Below are 19,322 nucleotides of genomic sequence, written 5' to 3'. Positions count from 1 at the left end.
CGGCGTCCGCTTGCGGGCCGGTTTCTCCGCCTCTCGTGCGGGCGCCCGCGCAGCCCGCGACGGCGTCGCAGTGAGCGCCGGAAGGGGTGTCCCGCCGCCCTGCTCGTTCCTAGGGGATCGGTCCGCGACCGCCAAGCCCGAAACCCGCCGCATCAGGGCAGAGGGCCGTCCGATCCGTGCCAATGTTGGCCGAGGAGCGCGGCGGCCGGGAGGCGCTGGATTCCGGAGAGGGGCGCGACCGACCCGAGGTCTCAGTCCTCGTTGCGGGTGTTGTCGTCGTCCTCGTGGCGCCGCGCCGGACCAAGCGGGCGGCCCTTCGCCGGGGGGCTCGCCCCGCGGTATGCGCTGAGAGCCGCAGCGGCCGCCGCAGCCGCAGCAGTCGCCTCCTCCCGGGGTGTTTCCGCGGACGGGGCGTCCAGAGCGGGCGTGGCGCCTTCTTCCGCGTCTTGCGTCGGCGGCTGGGGCGCAACCGCGGCCTGCCGCGCAGCGGGCGGCTCCGGCAGGTTCGCGCGGGGAAAGGACAGGCTCTCGGTCACCGCGGATGCGCGGCGGAACACCAGCATGTTCTGGAAAACGGTGGTGGAGCCGGTCAGGCCAGAGCGTTCCTCGCAAGGAAGGGTATCCGCGCGAAAGTACTCCCAGCCATCCACCGCTAGGTCGTTCATCAGGGTTTCCAGCGCCAGCGCGAACCGCTCGGGAGCGCCCTTCGCTCCCTTGCCCTTCTGCCCCTTCGAAGGGGCGGGCACGACTTTGTATTCGTAAACGGCCATCCGGTGTCCCTTTTCAACTATTCGACCGTCCATAACCGATTCGGCACCGCCCGTCCAAAGCGGCAGCGGCGCGATCGACACCCTTGGGCACGACCACCGTCTCTCGACCGCTCCGTGGCCCGGTCAGGTCAGTTTCTTCGCCACGATCTCGTTCACGGCTTTCGGATTCGCTTTGCCGCCGGTGGCCTTCATGACCTGTCCCACGAACCAGCCGGCCAGCTTCGGGTTCTGTTTGGCCTTTTCCACCTGCGCCGGGTTCGCTTCGATAATCTCGTCAACGACCTTTTCGATCTCGCCGGTGTCCGTCACCTGCTTCATCCCGCGGGACTCGACAATTTCGGCCGGGTCGCCGCCTTCGCTGAAGACGATCTCGAACAGATCCTTGGCAATCTTCCCGGAAATGTCGCCCTTGCTGATGAGATCGATGATCCCGCCCAATTGCTGCGCGCTCACCGGACTGCGCGTGATGTCGAGGTCGTCCTTCTTGAGCCGCCCGAACAGCTCGTTGATCACCCAGTTCGCGGCCAGCTTGCCGTCGCGCCCTTTGGCCACTTCCTCGAAATAGGCCGCCGACTCCGCCTCTGCCGTCAGAACCGAGGCGTCGTATTCAGTCATCCCGAAGTCATTGACGAAGCGCGCTTTCTTTTCGTCTGGCAGCTCCGGAAGGGTGCCTGCGATGTCGTCCACCCAGGCTTGCTCGATCTCCAGCGGCAGCAGGTCGGGGCAGGGGAAGTAGCGGTAGTCGTGCGCTTCTTCCTTGGACCGCATGGAGCGGGTTTCGCCCTTGTCGGGGTCGTAGAGGCGCGTCTCTTGCACGATCGAGCCGCCGTCCTCCAGGACCGCGATTTGCCGCCGGGCTTCGTATTCGATGGCTTGCTGGATGAACCGCATGGAGTTCATGTTCTTGATCTCGCAGCGCGTCCCGAGGTGCGAGAAGTCCTGCGTCTCCCAGTACCGCTCGTAGTCGCCCGGGCGGCAGACCGATACGTTCACGTCCGCCCGCAGGTTGCCGTTCTGCATGTTGCCGTCGCAGGTGCCGAGGTAGCGCATGATCTGACGCAGCTTGGCGACATAGGCCGCGGCTTCCTCCGGCCCCCGGATGTCAGGGCGCGAGACGATCTCCATCAGGGCGACGCCGGTACGGTTGAGGTCCACGAAGGACATGTTCGGGTCCATGTCGTGGATCGACTTGCCGGCGTCCTGCTCCAGGTGAATCCGTTCGATCCGCACCCGCCGCGCTACGCCCGGCCCCATGTCGACCAGCACTTCGCCTTCGCCGACGATCGGGTGATAGAGTTGAGAAATCTGGTACCCCTGCGGGAGGTCCGGGTAGAAATAATTCTTCCTGTCGAAGGCGGAGCGCAAGTGAATCTCGGCCTTCAGCCCCAAGCCGGTCCGAACCGCCTGGGCGACGCAAAACTCGTTGATGACAGGCAGCATCCCCGGCATCCCGGCGTCCACGAAGGAGACGTTGGAGTTCGGCTCCGCCCCGAATTGCGTCGAGGCACCCGAGAACAGCTTGGCCTTGGAGGAGACCTGGGCGTGCACCTCCATCCCGATCACCAGTTCCCAGTCTTCCTTGGCCCCGGAGATGACCTTGGGTTTCGGTGCGTCAAAGGTGAGGTCGAGCATCTGGAGATCCCTCTTCGCTGATCGGAACCGGGTTTAGAGCAGCGCCAAAGGCGGGGCAAGGGACCGCAGACCCGCCGGAGTCGCGAAACCTCGCCGATTTTGCGGGCTGCGACGACAGTGATCTTGCCATATTGAATGTGTCGGGCGAAACGGAAGTCCGTCGGGCCGGACCCGATGCTGCCAGAGTTCCGACGGATGCCTTCCCGCTTTTCCCTGCTGAAAGCCGCGATAATCGCCGTTCCCTTCGCTCTGTCCGCCTGCGTCAAGCCGAGCGAGACTGCGATGGACACCCCCAAGGCCACTGCGTCTACCAAGGCGCCGACGATCGACACGCCGCCGATGCGGTGGGATCACCGGCCGGAGGCGGACTTGTGGACTGCGTCGGCGCTCAACGCTCTCAGAAGTCATGGCGGAGTTCTTCCGCGGGTCGTGCCGGCCGATATCGACACCTGGTGTCCCGGCTACCGCGACGCGAGCCAAGAGGACCGCGAGGCGTTCTGGGTCGGCCTCGTCTCCGCGCTGGCCAAGCACGAAAGCACCTGGAACCCATCCGCCGTCGGTGGCGGCGGCTTGTGGTACGGTCTGGTGCAGATCGCCCCCCCAACCGCCAGCAGCTATGGATGCAAGGCCCGCAGCGGCTCGGCCCTGAAGAATGGCGCAGACAACGTGAGCTGCGCCATTCGTATCATGGCCCGGACCGTGGCTCGCGACGGCGTCGTAAGTCGCGGGATGCGCGGCGTGGCGGCAGACTGGGGTCCGTTCCACTCCTCCTCAAAGCGGGCCGACATGATCGCTTGGACCAGCGCGCAACCTTTCTGCCAGGCAAAGCCGAAGTCGGCGAGCGCGCAGGTACTGGATTTCCTGAAAGCGGACGGCTGATTTTCTAAGTCGCCATTCATCCAACACGAGGCAGATAGGAGTGATGCCTATCCGCTAAGGACGTGCGTCTGGCGGATGCCAGAATTGATCGGCAATCACCGAATCATATATTGATGTAAGCGGATACATCCGGCATTTTGCTGGATATGGATGACATCGACCGAAAAATTTGCGGCCTCCTCCAGGTGAGTGGCCGGGCGTCGAGCGCGGAAGTTGCGGATGCGGTGGGATTGTCCGTCTCCTCCGCCAACGAACGCGTTCGACGGCTGGTTGCGCAGGGTGTCATTACCGGGTGGCAAGCGGTGCTGGACCGGGAGGCGGTCGGCGCGGTGCTATGCGCGATGGTTTTGCTGGACATGGACTATGAAGGCGAGGCGGAGGCTTGCGCCGCGCTGGTCGCGCACCCAGCGGTCATGGAGCTTCACCACGTCAGCGGGGCGCATTCATATTTGATGAAAGTGCGCTTGCCGGATACGGCAGCGTTACAGCGCTTCTTGCAGGACGTCGTCAAGCCTCTGCCGGCAATCCGGCGGACCGAGACGATGATTTCTCTCGAAGCGCTCAAGGAGACGACCGCGGTCCCCGTGGCCGGTGCCGGGGGCGGCGCATGATCCCGGTTTTGCTCAAGGGGATGGGTGTCGGTTTTGCCATTGCCGCGCCGGTGGGGCCGATCGGGGTGCTGTGCATCCGGCGCACCCTGGCGCGCGGCCGCGCCGCAGGGCTGGCGACGGGGCTGGGTGCCGCGACGGCCGACGCGGTTTACGGACTGTTGGTGGCGGCAGGGTTCACGGCCACGGGCGTTCTGATGGACTATTCGCGTCCGATGGCCATAAGCGGGGGCTTCCTCATGGCGTTGCTCGGGGTCCTGTCGCTGCGCGGGTACTGGGCGGCGCGCCATGCGCCGGCGCCACCGGCAGCGACTGGCGGGCGGCCCTATCGCGGGCTGACGGCTGCTTGGGCCACGACGTTTGTTCTGACCCTCTCCAATCCGACGACGATCCTGGCCTTCATCGGGATGGTCGCGGCTCTCGGATCGGCAGCGTCGGGTGCCGCGCTGGCGCCTTACGTTCTGGTGTTCGGGGTGTTCGCGGGCTCCGCAACGTGGTGGCTCCTGCTCGTCCACATGGCGTCCTACGCCGGCGCGCGGGTGAACGCCGACGCTCTGCGTTGGCTGGATCTCGCCTCGGGCAGCCTCTTGCTGGCCTGGGGCATATGGATCGCGGCCACGGCCGTGTGAGGTCAGAAGACCGCACTACGCCTAGGCAGACAGCGTGGAGCGCTTCCAGCGGGGGCGGCGGGTCATCTCGGCGAGCGAGACGGTCGGGGCATGGCGGCCGCCGAGCTTCAGCGTGGCCGCCTTCAGTTCCTCGATGGCCTCGCTGGAGTTGGTGGAGAGGGAACTGGCCGGAATCGGTCGGCCGAAGGTCAACCGATATGGCTGCTTGTCCTTGTTCAACGTCTCGTAGAACAGCGTGATGTCCCGCAGACTCGGGTGGATCATGTCGAAGATGTAGAACAGAACCGAGTTGCGCGCCCGGACGTTGACCGGGATCACATCCAGATCCCACTTGCGGGCGATCATCGCCGCCGAGGCCATCCACTCCCGCTCGTAGAGCTTCAGCCATCGCCGTTTCGCCAGACGGCCAGAGGGGAAGATGACACCGATGCGCCCCGCTTCGATTGCCTTGCGGGTGTAGGCCATGGTTTCGCGCGTCTTCGCATGGCTGCGCTTTTCCAGCCGCCATTCGACCGGCGCGATCATGGTGGTCATTTGCGGCATGACCCGCAGGATGTCCGAGTTTGCGTAGAAAAACGGATCGGCGCGGCGCTGCGTGATCGCGTGCCACATCATGATACCGTCGGCGATGCCGGTCGGATGGTTGCAGACGACCAGCGCCGGTCCCGTTGCGGGAATGTTCTCGAGCCCGGAGATCTGCACATCCTTCGCGATCATGTCGGCCATGTGGGACATGATGACGTCGGTCGGTTCATCCTTGAGCAGGTTGCCCAGAGCGATTGTCCGGTCGTAGCCAAGGAGTCGGTTGAGAATCCTGTAGGAATTCCGGGCGACGAAGTTGTCATTGAACAGCCAAGCCGCGCGCTCCTTGATCAGAGGAGCGATACGATCTTGCATGTCGTCCGAAGGCAGGGGTGTTCCTGCGGTGATGATGCTTTCCATCGGACCCCCCCAAGTTCGAACCATAAACGATCCAGTAGCCCGCGAAGCAGCTGTCAAGCCAACTGTCTCTAGCGCATGAATTTAAACCCTTTGTGAAGCTTTGCAAAGCACTGCGATCCAAGCCTTACCGAAATGGAGATTTCTCGCTGCCAGCGCTCGCGTTGCCCCGCTCCCGTCCCAAAGGCAGGACCGGTGGACTACATGCGTCCATGCAAGTTGGATTCAAGGGCGGAGCCCCATGTTAGGGCCGGTCGTCACGCGGCCAGGATCCGGCTGACCATTTCCGTCGTGTCCCGGCTCAGTCCGGGGGTTGCGGCGAGCCGTTCGAGATTCTCGCGAATCATTCCTTGCCGATCGGCGTCGTAGCGTTTCCAGGTCTCGAAAGCCGTCGACATACGCGCCGTCGTCTGCGGGTTCACCGGGTCGAGACGGATCAGCCAGTCGGTCACAAGCGCATAGGATGCCCCGCTCGGGTCGTGGAATCCTGCGGGGTTCATGGCAAGCCCGCCGATCACGGCGCGGAAACGGTTCGGGTTCTTCCAATCGAAGTCGCGATCCTCGGTCAACGCATTGGCACGCACGGCGGCCGTATCGGGCGGTGCGAGGGAGACCTGCAGACCGAACCACTTGTCCATGACCAGCCGGTCATTCTGCCATTGCGTCCGGAAGTCAGCGAGGGCCGTGTCCGCCGCGCCGATGTCGAGCAGGCAGGACAGCGCGCCGAGTTGCTCAGTCATGTTGTCGGCTCCGGCGAACTGCGTCCGGGCGCGGGCGCCGCCGTCGATCAGGGTTAGGTAGCTGAGCGCCGCCTGCCGGAGCGACCGGCGCCCGGAATCCTCCGCATCTGGGCGGTAGGGGCCGGGCACTGCCATTTCGTCGTAGAGGTCCGCCAGGAGGCCGCCCATCTGCGCCGCGATGGTCTCGCGCAAGTGCCGCAGGGCTGAATAAATCTGCAGCGGGTCCGGTGTCAGGCCGGAGTCGAACAGGGTTTGCGCCATGTCGTCCTGCGCGGGCAGCCGCAGAGCCAGCGCACGGAAGGCCGGGTCCAGGCGCGTGTCCGCGGCCATGGCGTGCAGGGCGTCGACGAATGACGCGGTCGGAGCGGGCTTGCCGGCGATCGTGCGGCTCAGCACATCCTTCGCCAGGCCGCGACCTGCTTCCCATTTGTTGAAGGGGTCGGTGTCGTGGGCGAGCAGGAACGCCCGCTCATCGGCGCTCGACTGCCGCTCGAGGATGACGGGCGCCGAGAAGCCGCGGAGGATGGACGGGACAGGGCGGGAGGCGAGGCCCTCGAACTTGAAGGCCTGGCTGACCTCGGTGAACTCCAGCACCTGCGTGGGCACCACCTCGTCGCCGTTGGGCGACAGCAGGCCCACAGCCACCGGGATCACGAGCGGCTCCTTGTCAGGTTGTCCGGGAGTGGGGGGTGTCGTCTGTCGCAGGTGCAGGGTATACGTGCCCCCCTTCGGCCCCGGCGACCAGGCTTCGTCCACCCGGACGCGCGGGGTGCCGGCCTGAGCGTACCAGCGCTTGAATTGCGACAGGTCGCGGCCGGTGGTGTCCTCGAACACCTTGAGCCAGTCCTCGATGGTGCAGGCCTGCCCGTCGTGGCGGTCGAAATAGAGGTCCAGCGCCTGGTAATAGGCGTCATCACCCACCAATCGCTTGAGCATCCCGATCACCTCGGCGCCCTTTTCATAGACAGTCGCGGTGTAGAAATTGTTGATCTCGACGAAGCTCTCCGGGCGGACCGGATGCGCAAGAGGGCCGTTGTCCTCCCGGAACTGGCGGCCCCGGAGCATCAGAACGTCCTCGATCCGCTTGACCGCGTGGGAGCGCATGTCGCCGGTGAACTGCTGGTCCCGGAAGACCGTCAGCCCTTCCTTCAGACACAACTGAAACCAGTCGCGGCACGTGATGCGGTTGCCCGTCCAGTTGTGGAAATATTCGTGTGCGATGATCCCTTCGATGCGCTCAAAATTGGCGTCCGTCGACGTCTCCGGCGAGGCGAGAACCGCGGAGGAGTTGAAGATGTTCAGCCCCTTGTTCTCCATCGCGCCCATGTTGAAATCGTCCACCGCCACGATGTTGAACACGTCGAGGTCGTATTCCCGGCCATAGACCTCCTCGTCCCATTGCATCGAGCGTTTGAGCGCATCCATGCCGAAGGCGCATTTGTGCTCGTCGCCGGGGCGGACCCAGATGTTCAACTCCACATCGCGGCCCGAAGCGGTGGTGAAGCGGTCGGCATGATTGACAAGCTCGCCGGCCACCAGCGCGAACAGATAGGCGGGCTTCGGCCATGGGTCGGTCCATTCCGCCCAGCCGTCGCCATTGCCCGTGGGGTTGCCGTTCGACAGCAAAACCGGCAGGTCGCTCTCGATGCGGACGGTGAAGGGCGCCATCACATCGGGACGGTCCGGATAGAAGGTGATCTTGCGGAACCCCTCGGCCTCGCACTGGGTGCAGTACATGCTGCGCGACATGTAGAGCCCTTCCAGGGCGGTGTTCGTCTCAGGGCTGATTTCCACCTCGGCTTCCCAGGTGAAGGGGCCGTCGGGGACAGGGCAGGTGAGGCCCGTCGCCGTGACCTCCGGCGTCACCGGCGCGCCGTCGATGCGCGCGGAGATCAGGTTGAGTTGCTCACCATGCAGGAAGAACGGGCCGGCCGGCGCGTTCGGGGTCGGGGCAAAGGAGATGCGGGAGAGCACCCGAGTCGCGCCGGGGGCGAGGCGGAAGGTCAAATGCACCTGCTCTACGGTATGCGTGAACGGGGCATAATCGGCGAGATAGATAGTCTGCGCGGCGTCTTGCGGCATGCATTTGGCTCCGGGATGTCTCGCGCGCACCCTAGGGGCGCGGCGGGACTGCTGCAACGTCGCAAAGGCCGGTTCCGAGATAAGGCGCCCCGAAAGCGAAGAGGTTGTGCAGCGGCTTTGGGATGTGGACATTTTTTCCAGCTTTTTCCCGCCAATTTGGCGCTATACTCCACGACGGCGGAGCCGGGAGTGGGGCATTCCGTCGTGAAGGAAAGCGGAGGATGACACCATGAAGGCACCGTTCGCATTGGCGCTCGCCGCCACCGCCGCCGTTGCTGCCACGCAGGCAGCGGCCCAGGATCCGGTCACCTATGGGCCGGAGCGGTCCTGGAACTATGAACTTCAGCTTTACCTGTGGGGCACCGAAGTCGGCGGCGAAGCCGCCGGGGAGGATTTCGAACTCGGCTTCGACGAGATCTTGGAGAATCTGAACTTTGCCCTGATGGGCGCACTCAGGGGCTACAACGGACCATGGATGACCTATGGCGAACTCAGCTACGCGAGCATCCGACAGGACGGTGACGCGACATTTACCGTCAGACCGGGCGGTTTGGGCGGCGGGTTCGACGTCAACGCTGTTGCGGATGCGGAGATCGAGACGACAATCGTCAGCTTCGGCGGTGGCTACCGCTTGGTCGATACGCCAACCTATTCGATGTACGGATTGTTCGGTGCGCGTTACCTGAGCATGAACGCCGACCTGACGTTCGACCTGACCGGTCCCCTTGGCAACAAGGTTTCTCGCGACGTCGACAGCGATCAGAACTACTGGGATGCGGTCGTCGGCGTGAACGGTCGCTGGGCCTTCAACGACAACTGGTTCATGACCTACCTGGCCGACGTCGGCGCGGGCGAGTCGGACCTGACGTGGCAGGCCGGGCTTGGCGTGGGCTACACATGGGGACGCAACGATATCGTCTTTGGCTATCGTCACATGGAATGGGACCTGCCTGACGACGACGTGGTCACCGAGTATTACCAGACGGGCCCGATGTTGCTCTGGAACATCCGCTTCTGAAGCACCGACACGGTTCGTGGCGCTCCCGAGTGGCAGGAGCGCCACCAAGCCCCAGGCTACTTTTCAGCCCCGAGGGGCGCGCCCGTCTACGTTTTGCCGGGACGGACGGGTGGGTGTTCGCTGAGCGCGGCGCGAAGGTGCTCGATCTTGTAGGGCTTCCGAATGACGGGGATGCCGGGAAACTGCGAAACGATATCCGCATTCGCACCGTACCCCGTGGCGAGATACACCGGGATGCCCTCCGCCGTGCAGCGTTCAACGACGGGCAATGACATTTCATCGCCGAGGTTCACGTCGACCAGCGCGAATTCGATGTCGCCTTGGTCGAGAATCCGCATCGCGTCCGCCACCCGGCTCGCCGTGCTCACGTGTTGCGCGCCGAGCGCGGTCAGCATGTCGACCGCATCGAGCGCGATGATCATGTTGTCTTCCAGCACCAGGGCATTTCCGGACAGGCTCGCCGAGTTGCTGCCGGAGGCGGCCGGCAAGATTTCCACCGGCGCATCTTCTGCCGCCCGCCGGACATGCCGAGCCGGCAGCGTGAAGTCCCCTTCGAACCCCGTCACCTTGTAGCGGACGTCGACCTCCCCCTGCAGTTCGAAGGGGATCGACCGCTCGATGATGGTCGTCCCGAACCCCTTGCGCGTCGGCGGCTTGACCGGTGGCCCGTTGTGTTCGCGCCACCGGATGACCGCGTTACCGTTTTCCTGCAACTCGACGTCCACGGTGACCGACCCCGAAGAGTCGCTGAACGAGCCATGCTTGGCGGAGTTCGTGACAAGTTCGTGCACCAGAAGGGCGACCGTGGTGAACGCGGTCGGCGTCAGGTCGATCCTGTCGCCCGATATGGTGAGGCGCGAATACTTCTGCGAGAGAAAGGCCTTGGCTTCGGTATCGATCAACGGAAGCAGCGGCGCCCAGTCCCACTCAGTCTGGGTGAGTTGATCGTGCGCTCTGGCCAGTGAGTGAATGCGCGCGTCAAGGACGGACCGATAGGCATGTACCGAGGTGCCCTCATCGCTTCCTTGCGAAACCAGCCCGCGGATCAGGCCCAGAATGTTCCGCACCCGGTGGTTCAGCTCCGCGATCAGAAGCTCCTGCTGGTCCTGCGCGCGCTTGCGGACAATGTTGCTCTCTTCGGTGAGCTTCAGCACAACCTCGAGCAGGGTCACGCGCAGCGCTTCCGCAGCCCGGCGCTCGCCTGCCTTCCACGGCGCACTTTGGCTTCGGACGATTTCCTGCCAGGCCTCGAAGCTCTTGCGGGGGGTCAGCCGGATGCCGTTCGGTCCGATCTCGGCGGGTTTTTCAGGGCTGCCCGCCCAGGTGACCGACTGCGCCAGTTCGCGGCGAAACAGCACGAGGTAGTCGCGCGGCGTTCGGGAAATTGGGAGGGAGAGCAGTCCGGCGGCGCGTTCCACGAAATCCTGACCCTTGGGGTAGCGGTGCCCGATGTTGTCGGTGGCATAGATCTGAGACGCAGGCGCGGTGTTGAGAAAGCGCGCGAGGCCGAGAAATTCTTCCCGTGTCGGGGTGGAGCCGATCGCCGTGTAGGCCCCGTCGGAGTAGATGGCCGCCCCGTCGAACGGAATGACCTCGCGAATGTCCTCCACGAGATGCTCGAACGCCTCGTGGATGCGATGACCACTGGAAAGCTGGGCCATCATACGGTCATGCAGGCTCCGCGCGCGGTCCACGTCCCGGAGTTCGCTGTCCATCTCCACTTGAGCGAGTTCGTAGTTGAAGAGCTGCGCGAAGAGCTCCACCGAACTTCGCTTCTCGTAGTCGATGTAGAGGGGCGTCCGATGGTGGCAGGCAAAAAGCCCCCACAGCTTGCCGCGGCGCAGGATTGACACAGACATTGACGCGGCCACGCCCATGTTCCGCAGGTATTCCAGGTGGATTGACGAAACCGCGCGCGTCACGGCGAGCGAGAGGTCGAGCGGCTCGCCATTTGGATCGACCTCGGGAACGATGCGATAGGTCGGGCCGTCCACATCGGGGATGATGCGCAACGGGCTGCGGGTATAGAGCCTGCGGGCCTGCGCAGGAATGTCGCTCGCTGGGAACCGCAGGCCAAGATAGGGTTTCTGGCCCCGTTCGAGCGCTTCGGCAATCACCGTGCCGCTGTCGTCTTCCTCGAACCGGTAGACCATGACCCTGTCGAACCCGGACAGGAGCCTAAGCCCGCGTGCGGCCTCCTGGGCCATCTTTTCAAGGGTGCCCTGATGCTGCACCCGCCCGATCAGGGCTTGCACGTCGCCGGCTTCTTCCAGTTGGCGGGAGGGCCCGGTGCGTGGCTCGAACTCGAAGATAAGATGCCGTTGCCCGTTGTGAATCGAGATGTCGAACAACCGCTCGTCGCCGAATAGCGGGTAGGCGAAGGCCCGTGCCGCTCCGGGTTGGTAGCTCAGCACCTGAATCCGGGTGCGCAGGAAATGCACCGCTTCCTGCGAAAACAGGTCGATGAATCGGGTCCCGAGGATGCTTTCGGCGGATTGTCCGAGGATTGCGTCGCAATTCTCGGACGCGTGGGCGATGATCCAGTCGGAAGACAGCGCAATCAGGCAGCCGTAATACTGTACCCGTCCAAGGATGTGGATCGGCTCTCTGTCGCAGTTGCTCAGATCTACCTGGGGGGCCGGGGGGCTCGGCTCCGTGTCGCTCATCTTGCCTGTTCCTTTATGCGCATGCCGAGGCTGCACAGTGGCCGTAGAAGTCAAACAAACCGATCGCGTCCCCTACGATGCGGTCTGCCTGCGGGCCCGAACTTGTCTCGCGCGTGGCCCTGTCACAGAAAGCGCGCCACATATCCATATATGTGGGCGCCGAAAAGTATGCGGATGTCGCGCGCACCTCGGCATTTTTCGAGGCAAGCCAGCGTTTCCTCAGGATGGCCGTTCCGACCCGTGAGCCTGCGATCACGTAGTCCACCGACATGGGATGGGGCGTGAACGTCAGGTCTGGGCAAGAGAGAGCCGTGGTTTCATCAAGTCCGCGCAGATCGAATTCCGCGCGCGCTCTTAAATCATGGATGGCCGGTGCGCAAATTGAATTCTTGGCGAGCGGCTCCAGCCTCGTCAGCGCCATGAGCTGCATCGCCAGGAAACTGCGGAGACCGTCCGGTTCACCGAGGTCGAAAGTGGAGACGTGCCGGTCCAGCCGGTCGTGAGACGATCTGGTATCGCTCCGCAGCCGGCCTCTCAAATCATCCACCTGGACAGCCTGCACGCCGCGCCCTTTCAATTCTCAAGGTCGAGGCAATTTATATCGTGTGTACGGGGTTTCAAGATTATCGAGCCGCTTTGGCGTCACCTCGGTATCCGCACCCCTATGTCCGGTGAAGTGCCTGCCATGCGTGTCGGGATGGAGAGCCTGAAGTAGGATTGTAAGCCGCGCGCAATCCATGGATTGGACATCGCTGAAATTTCCAATTTTTCTTGGCACTGTAAATAGTTGAGGCGACCTGGGCCGGTCTGGCAGAGGCGGAGGTCACGCCGTCGGACGGCTGCCCAAGGCCATCGTACGTCCCGCAAAAGGTGTATCTGCCTGTTGCACTCCGGTCCCAAAGGCGGGCAAAGGGCACCTCGAGAAGGAAAAATGGGAACAAATGTTGTGAGCGCCGAGATCGAGATCCCGGGAGCGTCTGAAGCCGGGCGGGCCGCGCGGCTGAGCGTTGCACCGATGATCGACTGGACCGATCGCCATTGCCGGGCGTTCCATCGGACTCTGTCCCGTCGCGCGCTTCTCTATACGGAGATGATCGCTGCCGCTGCTCTCGTGCGGGGAGGGGCGCGGCATCTGCTCGACTTCGACGCGGACGAGCATCCCGTCGCTGTGCAACTCGGCGGCGCCGACCCGCGGGAACTGGCCGAGGCCACGCGCATGGCGGAGGAGGCGGGCTACGACGAGGTGAACCTCAACGTGGGCTGCCCGTCGGACCGGGTGCAGTCCGGCTGCTTCGGCGCTGTCCTGATGGAACGCCCGGCGCTCGTCGGAGACTGCGTGGCGGAGATGGCGGCGGCGACGCGCTTGCCGGTGACGGTGAAATGCCGGATCGGGGTGGACGATCAGGAACCGGAGGAGATCCTTCCCGACTTCCTCGAAACCGTACGCGCCGCCGGCGTTCGTCGCGTCATCATCCATGCGCGCAAGGCGTGGCTGCAAGGGCTGTCGCCGAAGGAAAACCGGGAGATCCCGCCGCTCGATTACGCTCTGGTCGCAAAGATGAAACGCGCGTTTCCCGACCTGCATATCTCCGTCAACGGTGGCATCGTCTCCCTCGACGCGGCGGAGGCACACCTGCGGAGCGGGATGGATGGCGTGATGATCGGGCGCGCGGTCTACCAGCAGCCCGCCGACATCCTCCTGACGGCGGATCACCGCATTTTCGGCGCCGCCGAGGCCCCCCTGTCGGCGATGGATGCGCTGGAGCGGTTCCGCCCCTACATTGCTCGGCATCTGGAGCAGGGCGGGCGGCTGCATTCGGTGACACGGCACATGCTCGGGCTTTTTGCTGGGCGTCCGGGTGCCCGCGGTTGGCGCAGGGTGTTGAGCGAGGGCGCCACGCGGGATGGCGCCGGGCTGGAGGTGCTGGACGCGGCGCTTGCAATGGTCCGCGACGCGGCGGAGGAGCCGGCGGGCTGAGTCCGGCCGATCCTTCCTTACAACCTGCCGCGGCCGAGCCTACATATCTCTCCTGAAAAGGAGACGGATATGATTGAGGAAATCACCGGCCGGCCGGAAGGAACGCTGGAATTCCGCATTACGGGCCACGTCACGAGCGACGACTACGACCGCGTCATTACCCCGGCCATCGACCGGGCTTTGGAAGACGGCGGGCGAGTCCGGGTTCTGATCCAGGTGGGCCCAGGGTTCGAAGGGTACAGCCCTGAAGCTGCTTGGGACGATCTCAAGCTGGGCCTGCGTCACTGGCGCGGGTTCGACCGAATTGCGATGGTCACCGATACGGGGTGGCTTCGCGGCGCGATACGCGGGATGAGCTTTCTCATGCCGTGCCCGGTCATGGTGTTCGGTCTGGATGGCCTGGACGACGCGCGGCGGTGGCTACAGGAATCTCTCGGCACCGTGCACGTGACGGAGATCGGCGAGCGCCAGTTGCAGGTCGCGCTCCATGGAAAGCTCGACACGCAGTCCATTGCGGATGCCGAAACGGAACTCAACGCCTTCATCGCGCGCGCCGGCGGGCTCGAGCTTTTGCTCGACTTGCGGGACTTCGACGGTTGGCAAGGGCTCGGAGCGCTTGGGGAGCATTTCGGGCTGATCCGCGACCACTACCGCATTCCGAGCCGTATCGCTGTCGTCGGAGATCAATCCTGGCAGCGGCTGGCGGAACAGGTGATGTCCCGTTTCGTCGACGCGGAGGTCAAGCACTACAAGGCGGCGGATTTCGAGGCGGCAAAGGCTTGGATCGTCGGCGGAGAGCAGTAGCCCGGACTTAGGCTTTCCCGGTGCGCGCCGCGCGGCCCCCGCGGCGTTTTGCCAGGCGCGGGGCGCGCCCGGGGAGGTCGGCCATGACGGCCCGGCGTTCCCCGGGGGTCATCCGCGCCCAGCCGCCGATTTCTTCCAACGTGCGCAGGCAGCCCACGCAGATCCGCTCGGCCGGGTGGATCACGCAGACCTTCGTGCAGGGAGACTCGATCTCCGCCCGCTCCCGCTGGTCGTCTTCGTTCATCCGTTTGTCCTCAAGTGCCGCATTCGGTCGAGCGCGCCCTGGAGGATAAACCCGGCGGCCACGTGGTCGATGATCTCGGCGCGACGTTTCCGGGACGTATCCGCCTCCAGCAGCGCCCGCTCCGCCGCAACGGTCGAGAGCCGCTCGTCCCAGAAGGTGATGGGAAGGTCGGTCAGCCGCTCCAGGTTGCGGGCAAAGGCACGGGTGGACTGGCACCTCGGGCCTTCGGTGCCATCCATGTTGCGCGGCAGGCCCAGAACAATCCCACCGGCCTCACGCGCCGTCAGAAGCGCCAGCAGCTTCTCCGCATCCACGCCGAACTTCTTGCGCTTGATGGTTTCCAACGGGGTTGCGGCAGTCAAAAGGCGGTCGGACAGGGCCACGCCGATTGTCACCGTGCCAAGGTCCAGGCCGACAACAGCACGCATAGGCGGCAGGGCCGATGCAAACTCCGCAATGTCCTCGAAGATCATCCGCTACTCCGCGACGCCCGCATCGACGGCGGCCTGCCGGATCGTCTCCAGCGCCTCCGGCCTGCTGCCGAACGTCTGCTGCGCTTCCGCCCAGATCGCCGCCGCCCGGTCGGTGTTGCCCAGCACACCGTGCGCCCGCACCAGCTGCGCCCAGTCCGACGGCGGGCCGCCCTCGGTCGCCAGCCGTTCGCCCAACTGGTCGACCATGTTCCGGATCATCTCCTGCCGGTCCTCCGGCGCCATTTCGGCCGCGGCGTTGATATCGTCCTGCGTCGGGCCACGCTCCAGCGCGCTCACGCCTTCCACGCCCGCCATCGCCGCCGCCTGCCGGACGGGTTCAAGGTCGGACGGATCGGGATAGGCGGCCTGTGCCTGCTCCCACGCCGCCGTCGCGCTCTCCGTGTCGCCGAGCACGCCGTGGGCGCGGATCAGTTTCGCCCAGTCTTCGGGCGGGCCGCCTTCCTCGGAAAGCCTCGCCGAAAGCTGGTCCACCATGTTCTGAATGAACGCCTGCCGCTCCTCTGGCGACATTTCCGCCGCTGCGGCCATGTCGTCCGCCGAGGGGCCGCCGCTGAAGGGGCCGGCGGTTCGCGGTGCCTGTGGGGTGTAGTGAATCCCTGCTATTGCCGCCACGCTCTCCAGCCGGGCGCGGATGACCGGAACCCACGGCGCGTCGGGCGGGCTGTCCCGCAGAAGCGGCTCCCAGACCTCGAAGGTCAGGTCCGGCCGCCCGGTCTGCAGGTGGGCGAGCCCCATGTAATACCGGGCCACGGGATTATGCGGATCGCGCTCCAGCGCGGAGGTGAGAGCGGCGTCCGCCTCGGCGGAGACATTGCCCCCTGCCGCCTGTATCATCAGCGCGGCCAGCGCCAGGTAATCCTGCGGCGCCGCTTCCGGACCCTTCAACTCGACGATCTTCGCCTGCGCCGCGTGCGCGGCGGACAGGTTGCCCAGCCGGGCCTCATTCCGCGCCAGCAGCTCCCAGCCTTGCAACTCGTCGGGGTTCTTCTCCACCGCGGCGCGGAGTTGTTCGATCAGGTCCGCGTATTCGGGGCTGACCTCCGGCGCGGGCGTCGGGGAGGGGGGCATCTGCGCCTCAAGCGACGCCTGGCTCGGCCGCTCGGCGCGGGCGCGCTCGGCCAGAGCGAGACGCTTCTTCAGCGGAAGGTCCTCGTACCCCGGGGCGCCGACGAGATCGTAGACGAGATAGCTGCCCGCAATGATCGCGATGCCGGCAACCGCGGCGACCCCGATGTTCAGTTCTCTCGGCGCGCGGCCGGCTGCGCCAGCCCTGGTCTTGTCCGCGTCGAGGATGCGGCGCTTGATCTCCGTGCGCAGGCGCTCCGCGTCGTCCTCCGTCACTACCCCGCGCGCGACGTCTTTCTCGACGGCCTGCAACTGGTCGCGATAGATCTGGATGTCGAGGTCTTCCGCCGCGTCGTCGCTTGCCCGACGTGGCCGGACCAACGGCCAGCCGATCAGCAATGCGGTCGCCAGGGCGACGAGACCCGAGATGATCCAGAATGTCATGCGTCCTCCCGGGGCGCTGTTGCGACGGCTGGCATTTCCTCTATCGAAATCGGGCGCTATGGCAAAGCCCCCCATGGCCGCACCGCGTGCGGCGTCGGATCACAAGGTCGTTTCCCGCCCCGAATATGCCGCAGGCAGGCAGATGGTCAGTATGAATCGACGGGAAAACAAGTATCGTGCCTCCCGTCGCGGCACCCGCGACACCGCCCGACCGACAAGGAGCCCCATGCGCCGATATTCTGCCTTTGCCATCGCCCGCGAAGCCCTGCGTCACCACACCGGCTGGGAGCGGGCCTGGCGCTCGCCCGAGCCGAAGAAGCACTACAAGGTGATCGTGATCGGCGCCGGGGGCCACGGGCTCGCGACCGCCTATTACCTTGGCAAGAACCATGGGATCCGGGATATCGCCGTGCTCGACAAGGGCTGGCTCGGTGGCGGCAACACGGGCCGCAACACGACGATCATCCGCTCGAACTACCTGCAGGACCCGTCGGCCGCGATCTACGAGAAATCGCGCAGCCTCTACGAGACCTTCAGCCAGGACCTGAACTTCAACGCGATGTTCAGCCCCCGCGGCGTCCTCATGCTGGCCCAGACACAGCACGAAAAGCGCGGCTACCTCCGTACGGCACACGCCAATGCGCTTCAGGGCGTAGACACGGAATGGGTCGGGCCGGAGCGGGTGAAGGAGATCGTGCCAATCATCAACATCGACGGGCCGCGCTACCCGGTGCTGGGTGGCCTTTGGCAGGCACGGGCGGGCACGGCCCGGCACGACGCCATCGCTTGGGGCTATGCGCGGGCGTGCTCCGGCATGGGGATGGACATCATCCAGCAGTGCGCGGTGACTGGTGTGCGGTCCGAGGGCGGGACCGTCACCGGCGTCAGCACCACGAAGGGCGACATTGCCTGCGACAAGCTCGCCATCGTTGTCGCGGGCCACTCGGGGCAACTGGCGGAAGTGGCGGGATTCCGGTTGCCGATCGAGTCCGCACCGCTTCAGGCGCTGGTGTCGGAGCCCATAAAGCCCTGCATCGACTGCGTGGTCATGGCCAACACGGTCCACGGCTACATGAGTCAGTCCGACAAGGGTGAGCTGGTGATCGGCGGCGGGACGGACAGCTACAACGGCTACACCCAACGCGGCTCCTTCAACCACATCGAGGACACCGTGCGAGCGCTCGTCGAAACTTTCCCGATCATCTCGCGCCTGAAGATGCTGCGCCAATGGGGCGGGATCGTGGACATGACGGGAGACCGGTCACCGATCCTGTCGAAAACGCCGCTGGGCAACTGCTTCATCAACTGCGGCTGGGGAACCGGCGGGTTCAAGGCGATCCCCGGCTCCGGATGGGCGATGGCGGACCTGGTGGCCAAGGGCGAGCCGGGCCCATTGGCGGCCGATTTCGGGCTGGACCGCTTCCGCGAGGGCCGCTTCATCGACGAAAGCGTCGCGGCGGGGGTGGCGCATTGACGTCAGTCGCCAGAGCCGACATCACTGCCATCATAGCCGAGCGTGGCAGCAACATCGGTATCGGTGGCACTCTGATCCTTGCCGAGCGCGGTGTCGCGGTGGCTTCGACGCCGCGCTTGTCGGCACTGTTCGCGGCGAAGTTCAGAGCGCATGACGAGAACGATGACGCCCCCGACGACGGCAAGTGTCAGGAGAGTGGTCCACACGAAGCTCCAGATGCTCATGGCAGCAGCGTAGCACGAAGCCGGGACGATTTCGCTTCCCTCGGCAATTCTCCAGCCGTCGGACAACCGTTGGCGCTAGCGTGCAAACCATTGCTTTATCTACCCTCTAATCTCCCGAGCTACCGTCCCGATTTGGAAACGGTCTGTTTCCCGCGTGGTCGCCGAGGACGGAACACTTTCGGCCCATTCGGCGTTGCGCAGTGGACAAATCAACGACTGGAGACCCGAGAATGGCCGATCACACGCACGACAACACGGTGCGCGAACGTACGGAAATCCGTGAGACCAAAAGGAGCGGGGGCGGGCTTGCCTTCATCGTCGGGGGCCTCGTTGTCGCCGTCGGCGTTCTCGCGTACGTCCTGTTCGGCACCGGATCCGGTGGCGGCGGCGCACCCGACAGCAGTGGCGGCGGGTCGAGCTCTGTCAGCGTCAATGTGGGCTCCGGAGGCGGTGAAAGCGACGGCGCGTCCGCCGATGCAAGCGGTGGTGGTGCGGAAGCCGGCGCATCGGCCGGTGACGGCGGCGCGAACGCCGAGGCGTCGACCGGCGGCAATTAATCCATACTGGCGGCTTATCACGAGTGGCGGGTGCCTTGCGGCGGCCGCCATTCGCTTGCCTGGCCCCCAGATGCC

General features: G+C 65.0%; 18 protein-coding genes. 8 read left to right on the top strand and 10 right to left on the bottom strand.

Features of this window, described 5'->3' with window-relative positions; genetic code table 11:
• Nucleotides 1–251 precede the first annotated feature (251 nt).
• Nucleotides 252–770 (bottom strand): DUF4177 domain-containing protein, encoded by a 519-nt coding sequence (locus tag BM075_RS24760; RefSeq protein WP_245758753.1) that lies wholly within the window; start codon nucleotides 768–770, stop codon nucleotides 252–254.
• Between the two features lie 123 nt (nucleotides 771–893).
• Nucleotides 894–2,402, bottom strand: a complete 1,509-nt coding sequence (gene gatB / locus BM075_RS06035) for an Asp-tRNA(Asn)/Glu-tRNA(Gln) amidotransferase subunit GatB (RefSeq protein ID WP_093359747.1) — start codon at nucleotides 2,400–2,402, stop codon at nucleotides 894–896.
• Nucleotides 2,403–2,597: 195 nt separating this feature from the next.
• Between gatB and BM075_RS06030 the strand changes: the two genes are divergently transcribed.
• From BM075_RS06030 to BM075_RS06020, 3 genes are all read left to right on the top strand, one after another.
• On the top strand, nucleotides 2,598–3,281 hold the full coding sequence (locus BM075_RS06030) for a transglycosylase SLT domain-containing protein (RefSeq protein WP_342741234.1): 684 nt from the start codon (nucleotides 2,598–2,600) through the stop codon (nucleotides 3,279–3,281).
• 146 nt (nucleotides 3,282–3,427) lie between these two features.
• A complete protein-coding gene (locus BM075_RS06025) occupies nucleotides 3,428–3,892 on the top strand; it encodes an Lrp/AsnC family transcriptional regulator (protein WP_093359746.1) in 465 nt (154 codons plus the stop codon).
• A complete protein-coding gene (locus tag BM075_RS06020) occupies nucleotides 3,889–4,518 on the top strand; it encodes a LysE family translocator (protein ID WP_093359745.1) in 630 nt (209 codons plus the stop codon). Before BM075_RS06025 ends, BM075_RS06020 begins: the two co-directional genes overlap by 4 nt.
• Before the next feature lie 21 nt (nucleotides 4,519–4,539).
• Here the strand turns inward: BM075_RS06020 and BM075_RS06015 are convergent, their stop codons facing one another.
• Together BM075_RS06015 and pepN are read right to left on the bottom strand one after the other, a co-directional pair.
• Nucleotides 4,540–5,460, bottom strand: coding sequence for a 1-acyl-sn-glycerol-3-phosphate acyltransferase (locus tag BM075_RS06015; protein WP_245758752.1), 921 nt, complete (start codon nucleotides 5,458–5,460; stop codon nucleotides 4,540–4,542).
• A gap of 254 nt (nucleotides 5,461–5,714) precedes the next feature.
• Nucleotides 5,715–8,279 (bottom strand): aminopeptidase N, encoded by a 2,565-nt coding sequence (gene pepN / locus BM075_RS06010; RefSeq protein WP_093359744.1) that lies wholly within the window; start codon nucleotides 8,277–8,279, stop codon nucleotides 5,715–5,717.
• Nucleotides 8,280–8,508: 229 nt separating this feature from the next.
• On the opposite strand from pepN, the gene BM075_RS06005 reads away from it, so the two are divergent.
• Nucleotides 8,509–9,297 carry a hypothetical protein gene (locus BM075_RS06005; protein ID WP_093359743.1) on the top strand — a complete coding sequence of 263 codons (789 nt, stop codon included), beginning with the start codon at nucleotides 8,509–8,511 and terminating at the stop codon, nucleotides 9,295–9,297.
• A gap of 86 nt (nucleotides 9,298–9,383) precedes the next feature.
• Here the strand turns inward: BM075_RS06005 and BM075_RS06000 are convergent, their stop codons facing one another.
• Entirely contained in the window at nucleotides 9,384–11,963 is a 2,580-nt protein-coding gene (locus tag BM075_RS06000; protein ID WP_093359742.1) for an HWE histidine kinase domain-containing protein, read from the bottom strand.
• Between the two features lie 13 nt (nucleotides 11,964–11,976).
• Nucleotides 11,977–12,510, bottom strand: a complete 534-nt coding sequence (locus tag BM075_RS05995) for a biliverdin-producing heme oxygenase (RefSeq protein ID WP_143089826.1) — start codon at nucleotides 12,508–12,510, stop codon at nucleotides 11,977–11,979.
• 384 nt (nucleotides 12,511–12,894) lie between these two features.
• Here BM075_RS05995 and dusA point away from each other — a divergent pair, with 384 nt between their 5' ends.
• Nucleotides 12,895–13,941, top strand: coding sequence for a tRNA dihydrouridine(20/20a) synthase DusA (gene dusA, locus BM075_RS05990; protein WP_093359740.1), 1,047 nt, complete (start codon nucleotides 12,895–12,897; stop codon nucleotides 13,939–13,941).
• A gap of 69 nt (nucleotides 13,942–14,010) precedes the next feature.
• The gene (locus BM075_RS05985) at nucleotides 14,011–14,745 is read left to right on the top strand and encodes a SpoIIAA family protein (protein ID WP_218152815.1); all 735 of its coding nucleotides are present in this window, start codon (nucleotides 14,011–14,013) and stop codon (nucleotides 14,743–14,745) included.
• Nucleotides 14,746–14,752: 7 nt separating this feature from the next.
• Here BM075_RS05985 and BM075_RS05980 read toward each other — a convergent pair whose 3' ends face one another.
• The 3 genes from BM075_RS05980 to ccmI are packed head-to-tail and all read right to left on the bottom strand — an operon-like array spanning nucleotide 14,753 to nucleotide 16,992.
• The gene (locus BM075_RS05980; RefSeq protein ID WP_093359739.1) at nucleotides 14,753–14,989 is read right to left on the bottom strand and encodes a DUF1289 domain-containing protein; all 237 of its coding nucleotides are present in this window, start codon (nucleotides 14,987–14,989) and stop codon (nucleotides 14,753–14,755) included.
• Entirely contained in the window at nucleotides 14,986–15,462 is a 477-nt protein-coding gene (gene ruvX, locus BM075_RS05975) for a Holliday junction resolvase RuvX (protein ID WP_093359738.1), read from the bottom strand. The genes BM075_RS05980 and ruvX overlap by 4 nt, the downstream gene beginning before the upstream one ends.
• Before the next feature lie 3 nt (nucleotides 15,463–15,465).
• Nucleotides 15,466–16,992 carry a c-type cytochrome biogenesis protein CcmI gene (ccmI, locus tag BM075_RS05970; protein WP_245758751.1) on the bottom strand — a complete coding sequence of 509 codons (1,527 nt, stop codon included), beginning with the start codon at nucleotides 16,990–16,992 and terminating at the stop codon, nucleotides 15,466–15,468.
• 226 nt (nucleotides 16,993–17,218) lie between these two features.
• Between ccmI and BM075_RS05965 the strand changes: the two genes are divergently transcribed.
• Nucleotides 17,219–18,466, top strand: coding sequence for a sarcosine oxidase subunit beta family protein (locus BM075_RS05965; protein ID WP_093359737.1), 1,248 nt, complete (start codon nucleotides 17,219–17,221; stop codon nucleotides 18,464–18,466).
• A 2-nt stretch (nucleotides 18,467–18,468) separates the two neighbouring features.
• On the opposite strand, the gene BM075_RS05960 is transcribed toward BM075_RS05965, so the two are convergent.
• Nucleotides 18,469–18,690: a hypothetical protein gene (locus tag BM075_RS05960; protein WP_093359736.1), complete on the bottom strand. Its 222-nt coding sequence runs from the start codon at nucleotides 18,688–18,690 to the stop codon at nucleotides 18,469–18,471.
• A gap of 230 nt (nucleotides 18,691–18,920) precedes the next feature.
• On the opposite strand from BM075_RS05960, the gene BM075_RS05955 reads away from it, so the two are divergent.
• Entirely contained in the window at nucleotides 18,921–19,247 is a 327-nt protein-coding gene (locus tag BM075_RS05955) for a hypothetical protein (protein WP_093359735.1), read from the top strand.
• Nucleotides 19,248–19,322: the final 75 nt, after the last annotated feature.

The sequence above is a fragment of the Tropicimonas isoalkanivorans genome (assembly GCF_900112335.1).
Lineage (GTDB): Bacteria > Pseudomonadota > Alphaproteobacteria > Rhodobacterales > Rhodobacteraceae > Tropicimonas > Tropicimonas isoalkanivorans.
This window is presented reverse-complemented; position numbering and strand designations above follow the sequence as displayed.

Excerpts from the sequence above, each read along its gene's own strand:
- BM075_RS05980 (WP_093359739.1), bottom strand. The coding sequence starts at position 14,989 with ATGAACGAAGACGACCAGCGGGAGCGGGCGGAGATCGAGTCTCCCTGC.
- BM075_RS24760 (WP_245758753.1), bottom strand. The coding sequence starts at position 770 with ATGGCCGTTTACGAATACAAAGTCGTGCCCGCCCCTTCGAAGGGGCAG.
- ruvX (WP_093359738.1), bottom strand. The coding sequence starts at position 15,462 with ATGATCTTCGAGGACATTGCGGAGTTTGCATCGGCCCTGCCGCCTATG.
- dusA (WP_093359740.1), top strand. The coding sequence starts at position 12,895 with ATGGGAACAAATGTTGTGAGCGCCGAGATCGAGATCCCGGGAGCGTCT.
- BM075_RS05965 (WP_093359737.1), top strand. The coding sequence starts at position 17,219 with ATGCGCCGATATTCTGCCTTTGCCATCGCCCGCGAAGCCCTGCGTCAC.
- gatB (WP_093359747.1), bottom strand. The coding sequence starts at position 2,402 with ATGCTCGACCTCACCTTTGACGCACCGAAACCCAAGGTCATCTCCGGG.
- pepN (WP_093359744.1), bottom strand. The coding sequence starts at position 8,279 with ATGCCGCAAGACGCCGCGCAGACTATCTATCTCGCCGATTATGCCCCG.
- BM075_RS06005 (WP_093359743.1), top strand. The coding sequence starts at position 8,509 with ATGAAGGCACCGTTCGCATTGGCGCTCGCCGCCACCGCCGCCGTTGCT.
- BM075_RS05985 (WP_218152815.1), top strand. The coding sequence starts at position 14,011 with ATGATTGAGGAAATCACCGGCCGGCCGGAAGGAACGCTGGAATTCCGC.
- BM075_RS06015 (WP_245758752.1), bottom strand. The coding sequence starts at position 5,460 with ATGGAAAGCATCATCACCGCAGGAACACCCCTGCCTTCGGACGACATG.
- BM075_RS05960 (WP_093359736.1), bottom strand. The coding sequence starts at position 18,690 with ATGAGCATCTGGAGCTTCGTGTGGACCACTCTCCTGACACTTGCCGTC.
- BM075_RS06030 (WP_342741234.1), top strand. The coding sequence starts at position 2,598 with ATGCCTTCCCGCTTTTCCCTGCTGAAAGCCGCGATAATCGCCGTTCCC.
- BM075_RS06025 (WP_093359746.1), top strand. The coding sequence starts at position 3,428 with ATGGATGACATCGACCGAAAAATTTGCGGCCTCCTCCAGGTGAGTGGC.
- BM075_RS05955 (WP_093359735.1), top strand. The coding sequence starts at position 18,921 with ATGGCCGATCACACGCACGACAACACGGTGCGCGAACGTACGGAAATC.
- BM075_RS06000 (WP_093359742.1), bottom strand. The coding sequence starts at position 11,963 with ATGAGCGACACGGAGCCGAGCCCCCCGGCCCCCCAGGTAGATCTGAGC.
- ccmI (WP_245758751.1), bottom strand. The coding sequence starts at position 16,992 with ATGACATTCTGGATCATCTCGGGTCTCGTCGCCCTGGCGACCGCATTG.
- BM075_RS06020 (WP_093359745.1), top strand. The coding sequence starts at position 3,889 with ATGATCCCGGTTTTGCTCAAGGGGATGGGTGTCGGTTTTGCCATTGCC.